This is a genomic window from Saccharothrix sp. BKS2 (assembly GCF_047689505.1).
Taxonomy (GTDB): Bacteria; Actinomycetota; Actinomycetes; order Mycobacteriales; family Pseudonocardiaceae; genus Actinosynnema; species Actinosynnema lopnurensis.
This window is the reverse complement of sequence record NZ_JAUQOL010000013.1, coordinates 171,178-186,837: the sequence shown is the minus strand read 5'-3', so window position 1 is coordinate 186,837 and position 15,660 is coordinate 171,178. Positions and strand designations below refer to the sequence as shown.

Annotated in this window: 11 protein-coding genes and 2 pseudogenes; 8 read left to right on the top strand and 5 right to left on the bottom strand. The window is 72.4% G+C overall.

The window, feature by feature from the left end:
* Window positions 1-26: 26 nt before the first annotated feature.
* Window positions 27-677 (bottom strand): TOPRIM nucleotidyl transferase/hydrolase domain-containing protein, encoded by a 651-nt coding sequence (locus Q5530_RS27180; RefSeq protein WP_415365615.1) that lies wholly within the window; start codon window positions 675-677, stop codon window positions 27-29.
* Between the two features lie 14 nt (window positions 678-691).
* Window positions 692-1,047 (bottom strand): annotated as a pseudogene (locus Q5530_RS27175) (transposase); the annotation flags it as partial.
* Window positions 1,048-1,079: 32 nt separating this feature from the next.
* On the opposite strand from Q5530_RS27175, the gene Q5530_RS27170 reads away from it, so the two are divergent.
* The 3 genes and pseudogenes from Q5530_RS27170 to Q5530_RS27160 all read left to right on the top strand — a co-directional run bounded on the left by Q5530_RS27170 (window position 1,080) and on the right by Q5530_RS27160 (window position 3,292).
* Entirely contained in the window at window positions 1,080-1,352 is a 273-nt protein-coding gene (locus Q5530_RS27170; RefSeq protein ID WP_415365730.1) for a hypothetical protein, read from the top strand.
* Window positions 1,353-1,410: 58 nt separating this feature from the next.
* Window positions 1,411-1,515: pseudogene (locus Q5530_RS27165) on the top strand (transposase family protein); the annotation flags it as partial.
* 478 nt (window positions 1,516-1,993) lie between these two features.
* Window positions 1,994-3,292, top strand: a complete 1,299-nt coding sequence (locus tag Q5530_RS27160) for an FG-GAP repeat domain-containing protein (RefSeq protein ID WP_415365614.1) — start codon at window positions 1,994-1,996, stop codon at window positions 3,290-3,292.
* A 149-nt stretch (window positions 3,293-3,441) separates the two neighbouring features.
* On the opposite strand, the gene Q5530_RS27155 is transcribed toward Q5530_RS27160, so the two are convergent.
* Together Q5530_RS27155 and Q5530_RS27150 are read right to left on the bottom strand one after the other, a co-directional pair.
* On the bottom strand, window positions 3,442-3,618 hold the full coding sequence (locus Q5530_RS27155; protein ID WP_415365613.1) for a hypothetical protein: 177 nt from the start codon (window positions 3,616-3,618) through the stop codon (window positions 3,442-3,444).
* Between the two features lie 122 nt (window positions 3,619-3,740).
* Window positions 3,741-6,926, bottom strand: coding sequence for an RHS repeat-associated core domain-containing protein (locus tag Q5530_RS27150; protein ID WP_415365612.1), 3,186 nt, complete (start codon window positions 6,924-6,926; stop codon window positions 3,741-3,743).
* Between the two features lie 839 nt (window positions 6,927-7,765).
* Here Q5530_RS27150 and Q5530_RS27145 point away from each other — a divergent pair.
* The 5 genes from Q5530_RS27145 (at window position 7,766) to Q5530_RS27125 (ending at window position 14,372) form a co-directional block, all read left to right on the top strand.
* Window positions 7,766-8,641: a class I SAM-dependent methyltransferase gene (locus tag Q5530_RS27145; RefSeq protein WP_415365611.1), complete on the top strand. Its 876-nt coding sequence runs from the start codon at window positions 7,766-7,768 to the stop codon at window positions 8,639-8,641.
* Window positions 8,638-11,517, top strand: coding sequence for an AAA family ATPase (locus Q5530_RS27140; protein ID WP_415365610.1), 2,880 nt, complete (start codon window positions 8,638-8,640; stop codon window positions 11,515-11,517). The genes Q5530_RS27145 and Q5530_RS27140 overlap by 4 nt, the downstream gene beginning before the upstream one ends.
* 94 nt (window positions 11,518-11,611) lie before the next feature.
* Window positions 11,612-12,328, top strand: coding sequence for a 7-cyano-7-deazaguanine synthase QueC (queC, locus tag Q5530_RS27135; RefSeq protein WP_415365609.1), 717 nt, complete (start codon window positions 11,612-11,614; stop codon window positions 12,326-12,328).
* Window positions 12,329-12,366: 38 nt separating this feature from the next.
* The gene (locus Q5530_RS27130; RefSeq protein ID WP_415365608.1) at window positions 12,367-13,128 is read left to right on the top strand and encodes an FkbM family methyltransferase; all 762 of its coding nucleotides are present in this window, start codon (window positions 12,367-12,369) and stop codon (window positions 13,126-13,128) included.
* A 14-nt stretch (window positions 13,129-13,142) separates the two neighbouring features.
* Window positions 13,143-14,372, top strand: coding sequence for a glycosyltransferase (locus Q5530_RS27125; protein ID WP_415365607.1), 1,230 nt, complete (start codon window positions 13,143-13,145; stop codon window positions 14,370-14,372).
* Window positions 14,373-14,513: 141 nt separating this feature from the next.
* Here the strand turns inward: Q5530_RS27125 and rfbB are convergent, their stop codons facing one another.
* Window positions 14,514-15,530, bottom strand: a complete 1,017-nt coding sequence (gene rfbB, locus Q5530_RS27120; RefSeq protein WP_415365606.1) for a dTDP-glucose 4,6-dehydratase — start codon at window positions 15,528-15,530, stop codon at window positions 14,514-14,516.
* Window positions 15,531-15,660: the final 130 nt, after the last annotated feature.

The window sequence follows — 15,660 nt, the reverse complement described above, 5'->3', positions numbered from 1 at the left end:
GCGTCCGGTCCCGACCCACGACCGGATCAGATGGCGTCGAGCAGACCGGTGAGCGGTCGCGGCACGCGGTCCAGGGCGATCGCCTCGGTCAGCAGGCGGGCGTAGCGGAGTTTGCGCTGTGAGCCGGAGCCGAGGAAGCGGCGCAGTTGGGCCGCCTCGTCCTTCCCCCGCCACGCGGGTTGCCGCTGGATCTTGCGGAACGCGCCGACATCCCCGTGGGCCGCGAAGACCTCGATCACCCGCGTCGGCCCGGCGGCGCGGATGAGTTCGTCCTCCAGGTCCTCGACGCAGACGTGGAAACCCGACCGCTCCAGGTCTTCCCGCGAACCGTGCGCGCCGAGACCGGCCAGGGCCAGACCGCGGCCGACCACGTGCGCCTCACCGACGTCGCAGAGGCCGGCCAGCCGTGCTCCGGTTCCCCGCGGGCCGAACCGACGCAGGTAGCGGGCGGCACCGTGGGCGCCGCCGACGGGCAGCACCACGACCTGCTCGGCCTCCAGGTCGCGCCCGTGCCGTGCGGCGAGGGTCTCGACGGCGATCTGGTCGCTGACGCCCTCGACCAGCACGACGACGCGCGCGCTGTCCGCCCGCACCAGCGCCGCGGCGGTCGCCTCGGTCGCGGCCGCCGGGCCGGTCACGTAACCCGCGAGGAGGCCCTCCCCGTCGTCCAGCCGCACCACCCCACTGTCGACCAAGGCCGTCGGCGGGCGCTACCCGTTTTCGCCGGGTCGGCAGTCACCCACCGGGCCGGGACACCTGCCGCGAACGCCCGTTCCGGCGTGCGGCGGGCGAGGGTCGCCTTGGTGGCGAAGGGGACCGTGTCCGAGACGGCCGCTGCCCGGCACCTGGCACGGTAGGCGGTCCCGGACCTGGGCAGGCGGAGTTCCCGGTCGATCAGGGTGTGGCTTGCCGTTGTGGCGTAAGCGAGAAACACTCCGACCTGGCGGTTCTCCACCGGCCTGCGGTGCCGGAGCACTGCCGCTGCGCTCGTAAATCGTCCCGCATGCCGTCGACATCCCAACTCGCCGCGTTGAGCAGCCGCTCCATCACCGGCTTCGAACGGGCGTACGGTATCCGTCGTGGAGGATCTCGCCGAGTGGTTGCGTGCCAGACTTGACCAGCTCGCTCACGAACACGGGCAGGGAGTGGGGGCGTCCGAGGTCGGCACCGGTGGCTTCCGGGCTTTGTACGACGGGTACAGCGGTGTCCTGGAGGAACTCGTCTCGACGCTGGACCTGTACACGGGTGTGGCCGATGAGCGCCTACTGGCCGAAAGCCTTCTGCGGAGGCTGTCCGTGTCGTTCCGTGATCACCCCGGGTACCGGGAGGAATGGCTGCCCACCGACGCGTGATCGCCCGGGTGTCCGGTGTTCCGGATGCGGCAGTCGACCAAGATCCGACGCCCCGACCGGGAACACGCCCGCCCGCTTGGCCGCCGGATTCGGCATCTCCTCCAGCACCGCCTGTCGATACGTCCGGGAAGAAGTTGATCTGCTCGCCGCCACCTTCTCCGACAAGGCGGATCAGGGTGCAGGCGGGGTGATTCAAGGTCGGGAACCTTGAAGCTGGCCGCCGCCGTGATGTTGCGGGCGTAGAACCCAGAGGTTGTGACTGCTTCACTCGAACGGCAGATTGTTCGACATAAGGGCACCGCCCAGTATGGGGTGACTGCCCGACCGTCGGGCGTCGCGAGGGGGGCCTCCGCAATCCCTGTGCGCTTTCGGGGAAGCGCACGGTCTGCCGGTGTTGCGGTCGATCACCCGCACCTGCGATTCCGCATCTTCGTCATGAGACGGAATTTCGCGTGGCTCTATCCGGGTAAGACCACGTCGACTGTGGTGCGTGACAGCGGGGTGCGCTCGCAGGGTTGCCACAGGAGTGGATTCCGTGCGTTCTCAAGGTCTTGTTCCCGTGCAGGTCCAGGTCGTTGGCGGTCGGGATCGTCTCGTGCGCGGCATCGGTCAGCCGCCGGTCGCGCAAAAGGGAGGGAATGATGAGAAGGTTCTTCGCAGTACTGGGCGCCGCCGTCATGATGGTGGTCCTGCTCACGCCGCCCGCGTCGGCGGCGTTGCCCGCGCCGGCGTTCGGGTCGGCGATCGACGCCTACGCCCAGTACGTGGGGCAGTCGACGTGCGACCCGGACGCCAAGCCGGGCGTCGTGGGGTTCCGCGACATCCTGACGGCCGAGTACGGGCGCGGTGGCGGCATCAGCCGCGAGTGCGACCAGGGTGGGCAGAGCGAGCACAAGGAGGGCCGCGCGCTCGACGCCTGGTTCGACGCGACCAACGCCACGCAGAAGGCGCAGGCCGCCGAGGTGCTCAACTGGCTCTTCGCCACCGACCAGCACGGCAACACCCATGCGAGGGTCCGCCGGTTCGGCATCATGTACATCATCTGGAACCACCAGATCTGGCGGGCGTACGAGTCGTCGAAGGGCTGGCAGACCTACACCGGCGCCAACCCCCACACCGACCACATCCACTTCAGCTTCAGCTGGGCGGGTGCGCGCAAGCAGACCACGTGGTGGACGTCCACGCCGCGCAGCCTCGCCGCCGAGAGCGTGAACGGCGACAAGTACGACGACCTGCTCGCGGTCGACCCCGATGGCACGCTGCGCATCTACCCGGGCACGGCCACCGGGACGTTCGGCGGCTCCAGCGACATCGGCCCGGGGTGGTCGCCGTACAACCGCATCGGTGTCGGTGACACCAACGCCGACGGTTCCGCCGACATCCTCGCGACGAAGGCGGACGGGTCGCTGCACTACTGGCACAACTCCGGTCAGGCCACGTTCGAGCGCATACCCGACATCGGCTCGGGTTGGCACACGGTGGAGTGGTTCGCGGTGCTCGACGTCAACGGTGACAACCGCGCCGACGTCGTCGGTCGCGACGGCGACAGGCTGTACTGGTACCCGGGCAAGGGCAGGGGCGCGTTCTCCGAGCGGGCGTTCGTCGGTGAGGGCTGGGCGACGTTCCCCGAGTTCGCGGGCGGTGACGCCGACGGTGACGGCGACGGTGACCTGTGGGGGACGAACGCGGCGGGCGAGCTCTACTTCTGGGAGGGCAACGGCAACGGGACGTTCTCGAGCAGCCGGAAGGTCGGCTCCGGGTGGGGCGGATTCGGTCCGTTCAACGTCATGGACATCAACGGTGACGCCAAGGCGGACCTCGTCGCCGTGCGCACCGACGACAACACCCTGTGGCGCTGGCTCGGCAACGGCACCGGCGGCTTCGCCGTGGCCGTGCAGGTCGGCTCCGGGTGGAGCGGCTACCGGCTCGCGCACCACTAGGGCTGCCTGGAGCCGGCGGCCCTTCTTCCGGTTGGCGCGACTGGAGTACGCCTTGTCCCCGGCGACCGGAGGGAGGTGGACCTCGCCGGTCAACCGTCGTGTGAGCGCCCGAGCAGCGCCGCCGTCGAACGCGCCCGCCGTCGCCGTCATCAGCGACCCGGGGACCGGTTCTTCCGCTTTTCGACGGCGCGCATGACCGTTCCCGCGCCGAGCAGGATCAGTCCTCCGGCCAGGACGGCCGGTAGCGCACCGGGTGCCTCGTGCCGGAAGACGACGGCGAGGATCAGCAGCACGAGCCAGAACGCTCCGAGCAGCAGGCGCTTCACAACCACGGGACACCCTCCTCGGGATCGACGGGTCCGTCCTCGGCTGACGACGGTGCCGCGCGCGGGGGGTCCTCCGGAGTGACCGCGTGAACCACCGGAGGACCCCCTGCGATGTGGCGAAACTATTGTTGTGCGGGCTTGACGAGCCTGCCCAACCCGGCGCCCAGTGAGGTGAACGCCGCCCCGCCTACAACGCCCCAGAAGCCATCGGTGGAAACGTCGCTCTGCGTTCCGCCGGCCACCTGGGACCCGATCGCCGCTCCGGCTCCGCCCAGGAAGCCGCCCATGAGCGCGAAGGCCGGCAGGCATCCCACGCCGGTGCCGCAGGCGGCGGTGACGAATGCCGTTGCCGCGAGCCCGCCGACACCGCCGCCGATGGTGGCACCACCGCTCGAGCTGAAGCTCCCGCCGGTGGGGTCGCTGTTGTTGATCGGGTCGCCCCCCGCGTAGTTGTACGGGTTGGGTTCCTGGCCGGTCGGGTCGGGTGAGAAGAAGCGGGCGTAGCTCGGTTCGTAGACGCGGTAGCCGAGCAGGTAGTGGCCGCGCTGGAGCTGGTAGGCGCCCAGGTAGCGGAACGGGTTGGACGCCGCCGCAGCGCCGGTGGCGGTCACCGCGCCGTAAGGGGTGTACCTGTACTCCGCGGCGAGGTTGCCGTTGGTGTCGACCAGCGCCAGGACACTGCCCTGGTGGTCGGTGATCGCGCCGTAGCGTGAACCCACCTTGTCCTTCAGGCCGACGAGCAGGCCCTCGGTGTCGCGGGTGTAGCTGGAGCGCGTCCCGTTGTCCACGGTCTCTGTTACCCCGAGCGCCGTACGGGTGAACACGTGCGTGGTCGTGGTGCCGCTGGTGAGGGTCTCGGTGACCGTGCGGGGTTGGGTCTGGTCGCTGGTGTCGTAGCGGAAGTCGAGCACCTCGGTGGTGCCCAGGTTGCCGGTGAGCAGCTGGTTGGTGGGGCTGTGCGTGACAGCGGAGTCGGGGTTGGTGGTGGACTCGTAGTTGCCCGCGCCGTCGAAGGCCACCGTCGTCTCGTTGGACCTGGTGTACTGGTCGGCGGCGTTGACGGTGTAGGTGCGGCCCTCGCCGGACAGCAGGTTGGCGGCGTTGTCCAGGGTGTAGGAGCCGGTGCCCGCCTTGGTCAGGCGGCCCAGCCCGTCGTAGGTGTAGTCGGTGGTGACGCCCTTGATCGTCTTGGACTGGAGCTTGTCGGTGTCGCTGCCGTCGGGGCGGGTGTGGCGGTAGGTGGCTTTGAGCAGCTCCGCGCCGGGCTTGGTGACGGTGATGGAGGTGTGGCGCCCGGCGTTGTCGTAGCCGGTGGTCTGCACCGCGCCGCCGGGGAAGTTCGTGGTGGTGCGCCGGTCGGCGTTGTCGTAGCCGAACGTCGTGGTGCCGCTGTAGGCGTCGGCCAACGAGGTCAGCCGGTCGGCGACGTCGTAGGCGTAGGTCGCGGTGCCGGTCGGGGTGGTCAGGGTCTTGAGGTTGCCGACCTCGTCGTAGGTGTAGGACACCACCTCGGTGCCGCGGGTGACCTTGGTCAGCTGGTTGCGCGGGTCGTAGGCCAGCGTCCGGGTGACGCCGGGGACCCGGGTGGAGGTGAGGTTGCCGTTGGCGTCGAAGTCGTTGGCCTGCACCACGGTCGCCCCGTGCTCGGCCGACACGACGCGGTCGAGCTTGTCGTAGCCGTAGTCGATCTTGACCCCGTTGCCGTCGGTGACGCTGGTGATCCGCGACAGCGAGTCGTAGGTGTAGGTGGTCGCGCCGGCGGGCGCGGGTGGGGCGGCCTTGGTCAGGTTGCCCGCGGTGTCGTAGGTGTAGGTCGTCGTCGCGCCTTTGCCGTCCTTGCGCGTGGTGACCAGGCCGCGGTTGTCGTAGGTGTAGGTCTCGATGTCGGCGTTCAGGCCGGTGGAGCGGGTCCTGGTCAGGTTGCCGCGGGTGTCGTACTCGCGGGTGGCCTGGTTGCCCGAGGCGTCGGTGACCTGGGTGGGCAGGTGCGGGTGCGCCGAACTGGTGTAACCCACGACGTTCTTCGCGCCGGTCGGCAACTGGGTGCCGATGAGGTTGTTGAGCGGGTCGTAGGAGTAGGTCGTGGAGTGCGACAGGCTGTCGGTGGTGGTGTTGACGTCGCTGTTGGCCGTCCAGGTCCGCGACTGCTCGTGCCCGAGCGCGTCGGTGGCCTTGATCTGGCGGCCCTTGTCGTCGAACTCGTGCACCGCCGGGTTGCCGTTGGCGTCGGTGACCGTGGTCTTGCGGTTGGGCCGGTCGTAGGCGTAGGTGGTGGTGGCCGTCGTCCCGCCGGCGAGAGGCTTGGTCAAGGACGAGACCCGGTAGTCGTCGGTGTAGCCGATGGTGTAAGTGCCGCCACGGGGGTCGGTGATGGACTTGAGGCGCGTGGTGCCGTGGTAGGTCAGCGACACCACCTTGCCGTCGCGGTCGGTGTAGCCGGTGAGCTTGTCACCGGTGTAGGTGAAGTTGCCGAAGGTCAACCCCGCCGGGTCGGTGATCGAGCTGATGCGGTGCGAGTTGTGGCCGAAGGTCGTGACCCGCCCCTGGGAGTCGGTGATCGAGGCGGTGTTGCCGTCGGCCGTGTAGGCCATGGTGTTGGTGTTGCCGTTGCGGTCGGACTGCGAGAGCAGCCAGCCGTTGGCGTTGAAGCGCCACTTCTCCTGCGAGGAGTCGAACACCAGGGTGAACGTGCCGTCGGAGCCCTTGGTCAGCGCGGCGTTCAGGCCCGGCACGCGCTTGTAGCTGCCGTCGGTGTTGGGGCTGAACAGCACGCAGTAGCCGTTGGGGCCGTGCATCTCCACCGAGCCGCTGTCCCACAGGGACAGGTACACGCCGCGGCCGGTGTTCAACTGCCAGTTGTCGAAGCCGTTGGTCCCCCAGTTGTTGCTGTTGTAGACGTGGTCGATCGACAGGTTCATCCCGGTGCCCTTGAGCGTCAGGTCACGGGCGATGACGAGCAGGTTGCCGTTGTTCAGGTTGACCGCCAACTCCAGGCGGTCGCTGATGCGGTGGCGCTCCATCGGGTAGGAGGGCAGCGCACCCGGTCGGTCGCCCGACGAGCTGCACTGGACCGTCCTGGTCCCGACCTGCCCCTGTTCCCGCGCGGCCGGGACCTCGGGCGGCAGGCCGCCCGTCGGAGTCCGGTTCACCTCCGCCGGCGGCGTCCACGTCTGCGGCGCCTGCACCACTTCACCCGCTGCGGGCTGGGCCTCCGCCACACCCGTCACCACACCCGCCGCCAGCGCCACGGCCATCACGGTGCTGCCGAACGCGCGCAGCGCAGAACCACGCAGAAGACTGCGTCTCACAACGATTCCCCCTCACGGAACCGGACACCCCCGGCGTCCGGCACACACCCGGCGCACCCTCGGGCACCGGCACGTCCGAAACTAATGACCGCATCCGTGAACCGCACGCCGGTGAAGAGGGTCACTCCAACGCAGCAACACCAAGCTACGCACAGTCAGAATCACGGAAGGCGGATGGGCCGAAAGGGTGGCCCGCGCCCCTGGGGTCGGGGCGGGGCGAGGGCTGCAAGCGGCGGCGGCCGGGACCGGCCCGACGCGCCTACCGGCCGTCCACGTGGACGGCCACCTCACCCGGCAAGCACAACCGCACGACCACACCCCCTGCGGACGTGCACAGCGGTTCCGCACCGCGGATCGCGGGGAATCGCCGCAAGACCACACGAACGGCCGCCGGTCGTGGTTTCGGTGTCTCAATTCATTGGCCCCATGATCACACCGCTCGATCCGGGCAGGGCTGTTTTGCCTCAAAGGGCAGCCTTGGTGCCGCAGTGGTGCGCCACAATTACGTCAACGGTAATTCCGGCCGAGCGGGAAATTCGGCGGCCGGCCTGCCGAAACTGCGGATCGAGGGGCCGGTGGACGGCATTTTCCCTGCTCCGGCCGGGCTAGTCGATTGGTAGATGTGGTTCACGACGGCGGGGGAGGAAGTATATCAGGGTGCGGCCGGCGGGATCCACGAATTTCGCGAAGCCGCTCAGGTGCTGCCCGGCATTGACACCGCATACTCCATTAAGTAGTTGTGAAAATATCGGTCTCGAATCCGGCGCCAACCCCATCGCGCGCAGTGATGCGGTGTGCGCGCCGGAGAACCGTCGAACCTCCCCACACCTGGAGACACCGTGACGACGAGGGAACCAGTTCTGTCCGCGCCGACCCGGGGCCTGACCGCGACGGAGGTCAGGGAGCACCCGTGGTGCGGTCCCGCGGACCGGATGCCCACCCGCTACCGCGGTCCGCACGGCCTGGGCCGGGACGGGTGGGTGAACTTCGTGACCAGGCTCGAACGCGGGGAGGAGGTCGCGATCATCCGCGCCGCCGTGGCCGACAACCGGCGGGTGCTCGACGTCGGCGGCGGCACCGGGGAGATCGCCCGCGCGGTGGCCGCGCAGGTGGGCCGGTGCACGACCGTCGAGCCCCACGCCGACCGGGTGGCCTCGTTGCAGGACTCCGGCCACGGCGTCGTCGACGTGCACCCCGGGCACGCCGAGTCGCTGCCGTTCGAGGACGGCGCCTTCGACGCGGTGTACGCCACCTGGGTCCTGCCGTACGTGGACGACCCGGAGCGGGCCGCGCGGGAGATTGCGCGGGTGTGCGACGCGTCGGACCCCGGCGCGAAGGTGGTGCTCATCGGCGGTTCCCCGGACAACGAGCTGGTCTCGGTGCTCAACGAGGTCTGCGTCCCCCTGGCCGGCGAGGAGCCCGACCACCAGGGCTACCTGCTGGCGACCGCCGCGGCGGTGTTCGCCGACTCCGGGTTCGGCCGCTTCTCGCTGCACCGCACGGAGGCCGCGCTGCACTTCCCGGAACCCTCCGTCGACGAGCGGGTGGACGCCGCCTGCGCCGTGCTCGGCGATTTCTGGTACGAGGGGCACCCCCGCGTCGAGGAGATGCGCGAGGCCCTGCGGCCCCGCGTGCACCGCCACTTCCGGCACCGCTCGCACGCCATCGGGGACCAGGCGACGGTGCTGGTGGCCCGTCCCGGAACCCCGTCGTGAGGGATCGGCCGCCCGCGGTGTTCGTCGGCAGGCGGGCGCAGCTCGGCGCGCTGGCCTCGGCGCGCGCCGACAGCACGCGGGACGGGCTGGTCACCTGCGTCGTGACCGGCGAACCCGGGATGGGGCGCACCGCGCTGCTCGACGCCTTCGCCACCGACTCCCTCGCCCGGGGCAACGCGGCGGTGCGCCTGAGCGGGCGGTGGCGCGACCGGCGCGGGCCGGCGGCCCTGGTGGACGACCTGCTGCGCGACCTGGCAGAGCTGTGCCCGGACGAGGTGGCGCGACGGCTGCGCGCGGCGTGGCACGACGCTCGTGCCACGGGCGCGGAGCCGACCTGCGGGCTGGTGGCGGCGGTTCGCGAGGCGGTGGTCGCGTCGGCCGGCGGGTCCTGCCTCGTGGTGACCGTGGACGACCTGGACCAGGCCGGGACCGGCGGGCCGGCGCTGCTGCACCGCGTGCTGGCCGCGTGCTCCGACCTGCCGGTCCTGCTGGTCGCCTCGCTGAGACCGGGCGCGGTCGTGCCCGAGCTGGGGGAGCTGCTCTACGGGGCCAGGCGGGTGGCGCTGGGCGGGCTGTCGCGGTCCGAGGCCGGGCAGTTGTTCGAGGCCCGCACGGGCGCGCGCCGGCCCGACGGGCTGGTGGCGGAGTGCCACTGGCTCAGCGCGGGCAACCCCCTCCTGCTGGTCGGGCTGGCGGCCTGGGTGGCGGCCGGGCCGGAGGGCACGCGCACCCCCCTGGAGGTGCGCGCGGCGGTGTTGCCGCAGGTGGTGCAGCGGGTGCTCGACTGGGTGGACCGGGTCGACTCCGACGCCGGGGGGCTGGTCGAGGTGCTGGCCCTCGTCGACCGCCACCGCGGCACCGACACCTCGGTGCTGGTGCGCCTGAGCGGGCTCGACCAGCACCGCGCGCTGGACGCGCTGGACGTCCTGGCCCGCATGGGGATCGTGACCGACGACGACGCGGTGGTGCTGCGCCACCCGCTGCTGCGCAACACCGTCGCCGCCGCCACGACCCTCGTGGCGCGCAACGCCGTGCACCTCGCCGCGGCCGCCCACCTGCACGAGCGCGGCGCGCCGGCGGACCGGGTCGCGGACCACCTGGTGGCCTCCACGGTGCCCCCGACCGGGAACTGGTCGGCCGGGGTCCTGCTGCGCGCGGCCCGCGCCGCCGACCGGGACGAGGACGCCGTGCGCTACCTGGAGGCGGCCGTGCGCGCCGCGTCGGGCGACGAGCGCGGCCACGCCTGCCTGGAGCTGGTCGACACCCGGCTGCGCCTCGACCGGGCTGCGGGCCTGGACCTGGCCGTGGCCGCGCTCGGGCAGGCCCCGGACGAGCCGACCCGGCGCGGGCTGCTGGCCCGCATCGCCGGCACCCTCCAGGTCGGCGACACCGAGGAGGACGTGCTGCGCCGGGTGGCGGTGGCCGTGACCGGCACCGAGTCGCAGGGCTGGTCCGACCTGCACCGCCTCCTGTCGGCGGTCCTGGACAGCCCGCCCGCGACGGCGGTGGAGCTGGCCGAGCGCTTCCTGGCCGACGCCGACCCGGGGGTGGAACCGCACCCGGCGGTCGTCGCGGTCAGCGCGCTGTGCCTGCACCTGCTCGACCGCGACCCCGACGAGGCGCTGCGGCGGGCGCACCGGGTGCTCGACCGCGAACTCGACGAGCTGACCCCGCACCCGGTGGCGTTGATCGCGGTCCTGGCCGTGCTGGTCGAAGGCGGGCAGCGCGAGGAGGCCAGGGCGTGCGTGCGGCGGCTCCGGCAGCTCGTGCCGCGCCCGTCCACCGCCCTGCGCGCCGGCCTGGCGCTGGTGGCCGGGAGGATCGCCGTGTCCGACGGCGACCTGGACACCGCGCGGCGGCGGCTGGCCGACGGGCTCGACGCGCTGCCGGTCCGCACGGCCGGTGCGCTGGCCCCGGTCCGGGCGAACCTGGTGGCGCTGGCCGCGGACGTGTGGCTGAGCCGCGGTGACCGGGAGCGGGCCGCGGCGGTGCTGGAGCACCACGGGTACGCGGGTGCCCTGCGCCCCGCCTGGTACCACCGGGAGGTGCTGCTGGTCCGCGCCCGGCTGCGCATCGCCGAGGGCGACCCGCCCCGCGCCCGCCGGGACCTGGCCGAGCTGCACGCGCTCAACGAGGCCCTGGAGCTGCCCCGGGTCGGCTCGCTGCTGTGGCGGCTGCACGGGGTCGCCCTGCTGGACGCGCTGGGCTCGGCGGAGGAGGCCGCGCGGGCGGCGGCCGAGCAGGTCAGCCACGCCGAGGACGCCGGCTCGCCGCAGGAGCGCGGGCGCGCGTTGCGGGTGTGGGGCTGGGTGCGCGGCGGCGCGGAGGGCGAGCGGCTCCTGCGCGAGGGCATCGCGCTGCTCCAGCAGGCCCCCGGCGGCTGGGAACCGGCTCGGGCGTACTGCGACCTGGGGCGGCTGCTCACGCGGGCCGGCAGGCACCAGGACGCGGTGACCGCGCTGACCGAGGCGGTGCGGCGGGCGGAGCACTGCGGCGCGGTCGCGCTGGGCGAGCAGGCGCGGCGGCACCTGCGCGCCGCGGGCGGGCACGCGGTGCAGCACGTGCCGCTGCGCGGGGTGGTGGCGCTGACCCGCCGGGAGCGCGAGATCCTGCTCGACGCGGTGCGCGGCCTGACCAACAAGGCGATCGCGGCGGCCCGCCGGATCACCCGCCGCACCGTGGAGCTGCACCTGTCCAGCGCCTACCGCAAGCTCGACATCACCGGCCGCGACGACCTCCCGGACGTGCTGGGCCACCCCGGTGTGTGGGAGCTGCTCACCGACGGCGCGGCGGCCGGTGGCGTGGCTCCCGGTGGCGTGGACCTCGGCGTCGCGGATCTCGGCGTCGCGGTCCGGGTCTCTCGGCCCCGTCCGTGATGTGCCGGACCCCGCCCGCGAACCACACTCGGGTGCCGGGCCCCGCCGCACCGGCGCCGGGGGCGCACCGGCCCACCCCGCACCAGGAGGTCAGATGGAACACGACGAGAGCCGGTCGGACCCGTTCGTCGCGGTGGTCGTCCTGTCCGGCGGCATGGACTCCACCACCCTCATGGCGCACTACGCCGCACTCCGCAAGGACATCGTCGCGGTGACGGTGGACTACGGGCAGCGGCACCGGCGCGAGATCGACTCGGCCCGCCGGGTCGCGGCGCACTACGACGCGGTCCACCAGGTGGTGGACCTGAGCGGGTTCGGGGCGCTGCTGGGAGGTTCCGCGCTGACCGACAGCGCGGTGGAGGTGCCCGAGGGCCACTACGCGGAGCAGTCGATGCGCGCCACGGTGGTGCCCAACCGCAACGCGGTGCTGGCCAACGTGGCGGTGTCGATCGCGGTCGCGCGCCGCGCGGGCGTGGTGGCGCTCGGGATGCACTCCGGCGACCACTTCATCTACCCGGACTGCCGCCCCGCGTTCGTCGAGGCGCTGCGCGGGCTGGTCGCGGTGGCCAACGAGGGCTTCCCCGCGCCGGAGGTGCAGGCACCTTTCATGGCCTGGACGAAGGCCGAGATCGCCGCGCACGGGGCCGCGCTGGGCGCGCCGCTGGAGCTGAGCTGGTCCTGCTACAAGGGCGGCGAGGTGCACTGCGGGCTCTGCGGCACCTGCTACGAGCGGCGCGAGGCGTTCCGGGACGCCGGGATCGCCGACCCCACCGGCTACCTCGACGCCACCACCACCTTCGCCGCGCCGTGAACCCGGCGGACCCGACCGCCGCACCCGGGAGGACACGCATGACGGACCTGCTGGACATCCCCCTCGACGAGGGCCTGGACTTCTGGACGCCGCACGCGGACGAGGCGCGCTGGCAGTACGAGGAGATCTTCGACCAGGGCTGCTACGACGGCATCCGGCTGCGCCCCGACGCGCTGGTGCTCGACGTGGGGGCCAACATCGGGCTGTTCACCTACTTCCTCAAGCGCGACCACCCGGCGGCCCGCGTCCGGGCCTTCGAACCCATGCCCGCGCCGGTGCGGGCGCTGCGCCGCAACGTGGCGCGCCACGGCCTGCGGGACGTGGTGGTCGAGGAGTGCGCCCTGGGCGGCGAGGACCAGGACGAGGTGCTGTTCCACTACTACCCGCTCGCGCCCGGCAACTCCACCCGCTACCCGGCGGACAAGGAGCTCCAGATCGCGGTGCTGTCCCGGCTGGGCGCCGAGGAGCACGTGCGCTCGCACTACGTCGGCGAACCGGTGCGCGTGCCCGTCCGGCGGCTGTCCTCGTTCCTCACCGCCGGCGAGCGCGTCGACCTGGTGAAGGTCGACGTCGAGGGCGCGGAGCTGGACGTGCTGCGCGGGGTCGACCCCGGCCAGTGGGCGTTGATCGACCGGCTCGTGCTGGAGGTGCAGGACCTGGACGGGCGGCTGGCCGAGGTGGACGCGCTGCTGCGCGCGCGGGGCTTCGAGGTCGCCGCGCGGCCGTCGCCGCTGATCCCGGAGGAGATCCGGACGTTCGTCGTGCACGCGACGCGGCCCGACCGCGCGCGTCGAGGGTGAGGACCGGGGGAACGATGTCGTCGCAGAGCGCGAACGGGCCGCGCATCGCGGTGGTGGTCCCGACCTACGACCGCGAGGCCCTGGTGCGCGCCACCCTCGAAGCCCTGACGCGGCAGGGGGTGCCCGCGAGCGAGTTCGAGGTGGTCGTGTCCGACGACGGCTCGTCGGACGGCACGCGCGGCGTGGTCGAGGGGTTCGCCGACCGGTTGCGGGTCCGGTACTCCTTCCAGGAGGACCTCGGTTTCCGGGCCGCCGCCGCCCGCAACGCCGGGGTCGGGCTCACGACCGCGCCGGTGCTGGTCTTCGTCGACGCCGGGGTGGTGCCCGGACCGGACTTCCTGGCCGCGCACCTGGCCGTCCACGAGTCCGACCCCGGCAGGCCCGCGGCCGTGATCGGCTACACCTTCGGCTACCGGCCCGACGAACCGGCGCCGGCCACCGGCGCGGGGCCGACGTCCCCCGAGGAGCTGGTCCGCCACCACCGCGACGCGCCCGACTTCCGGGACGCCCGCCACCTCGCGTTCGAGCGCTTCGGGTTCGACCTGGGCCGCTGCACGGTGCCGTGGCAGTGGTTCTGGTCGGTGAACTGCTCGGTGCGCGCGGAGGACTTCCACGCGGTCGGCGGCTTCGACGAGGGGTTCCGCGGCTGGGGCGGCGAGGACCTGGAGCTCGCCTTCCGCCTCTTCCGCCACGGGGTGGGCTTCGAGGTGAGCCGGGACGCCTGGGCGGTCGAGGCCCCCCACCCCAAGGACAGCTCGTCGAACCCGGAGAGCAACGCCGCGAACGTGCTGCTGTTCCTGCGCCTGCACCCCGAACCGGTGGTCGAGCTGCTGTGGGCCTGGTTCACCCGGCCCCGGGCCGGGCTGGTGGTCGACCACGAGTGGAACGTGGAGGACGAGCACCTGCTCTTCCTCGACGCGCTCGACAGGTCTCGCTCGGCCGACGTCGGCGGGGCGGCCGACCCGTTCACCGCGCCCGCCGGCCGGAAGGTCGCGGTCTTCGGCTGCGGCCGCGACCTCCGGGCGTGGCCGGCGTCGGCGGTGCTGTTCGACTTCGACCCGGAGGTGGTCGCCGCGGCCGGGCACGGGGTGCGCCACGCGATCGGGATTCGCACCCCGCTGCCGGACGACTCCGTCGACCTCGTCGTCATCACCCCGAGGTTGGGGGAGCTGTGGGGGCGTTGGGGGGACGCCGTCCTGCGCGAGGCCCACCGGATCGGCGCGGAGGTCAGGGTTCTCGGCTGACCGCGTCAGAGGCCCTGCCGCGACCGCGCCGGCAGGGCCTCGACCCTGCGCGATCGTGCTTGTGGCAGGGCCTTGGCACCGCGACCGCGCCGGCAGGGCCTCGGACGCGGTCAGCGGTCCGCCGTATGTCGGCCGGTCCCCTCACCCCGCGTCCGGCCCCGGCCCGCGCATCGCCGGGAGCCGGTCCGCGTTCGCCCTCGGCCGGGTGGGCGCCCACCGGTCCGGGTTCGCGCGGAACCAGTCCACCGTCTCCACCAGGCCGTCGGCGAACGAGGTGACGGGCAGGTAGGCCAGGTCGTTCGCGATCTTCTCCCAGCTCAGGGAGTACCGGATGTCGTTGGACCGGCGGTCGGCCACGTAGTCGACCGAGTCCCAGTCGGCCCCGCACGCCCGCAGGACGAGCGCGGTCAGCTCGTTGTTGGTCAGGTCGGTGCCGCCGCCGATGTTGTAGACCTCCCCGGGCACGCCGTGGCGGAGCACCAGCTCGACGCCCCGGCAGTGGTCCTCCACGTGCAACCAGTTCCGGACGTGCTCGCCGTTGCCGTGCAGGCCGATGCGCCCACCCCCGAGCAGCGTGGACACGAAGGAGGGGATGACCTTCTCGATGTGCTGGCCGGGGCCGTAGTTGTTCGAGGAACGGGTGATGCACACCGGCACGCCGTAGGTGTGGAAGTACGACACGGCCACCATGTCGCCGGCCGCCTTCGACGCGGCGTACGGGGTCGTCGGCCGCAACGGGTCGCCTTCCCGCGCGGTGCCGGACGGCATCGGCCCGTACACCTCGTCGGTGGACACGTGCACGAACTTCCGCACCCCGAGGCGCATCGCCGCCTCCAGCAGCGTCTGGGTGCCCTGGACGTTGGTGGACACGAACCTCCCCGCCGCCGCGAACGACCGGTCCACGTGGGACTCGGCGGCGAAGTGCACGACGGCGTCGTGGGCCGCCACGAGGTCGGACACCAGGGCCTCGTCGAGGATGTCCCCCTTGACGAAGGCGAAGTCGGGGCGGTCCCACACCTCCCGCAGGTTGTCGGTGTTCCCGGCGTAGGTCAGCGCGTCGAGCACCGTCACCCGGGCGGGCCCGCCGCCCCGGAGCAGGCGCTTGACGAAGTGCGAACCGATGAACCCCGCGCCACCGGTGACCAGAATTTCCCTCACGGCCTTGCCCCTCCCCGAAGCGGGTGCCCGCCGACAGCTCGACGTCGCCGTCCGCCGGTGATCGCATGAACACCCGGATTCTCGACCCCGCCCGTTCCGCCGCACATCACGGCGGCACCCGAAGTGCCGC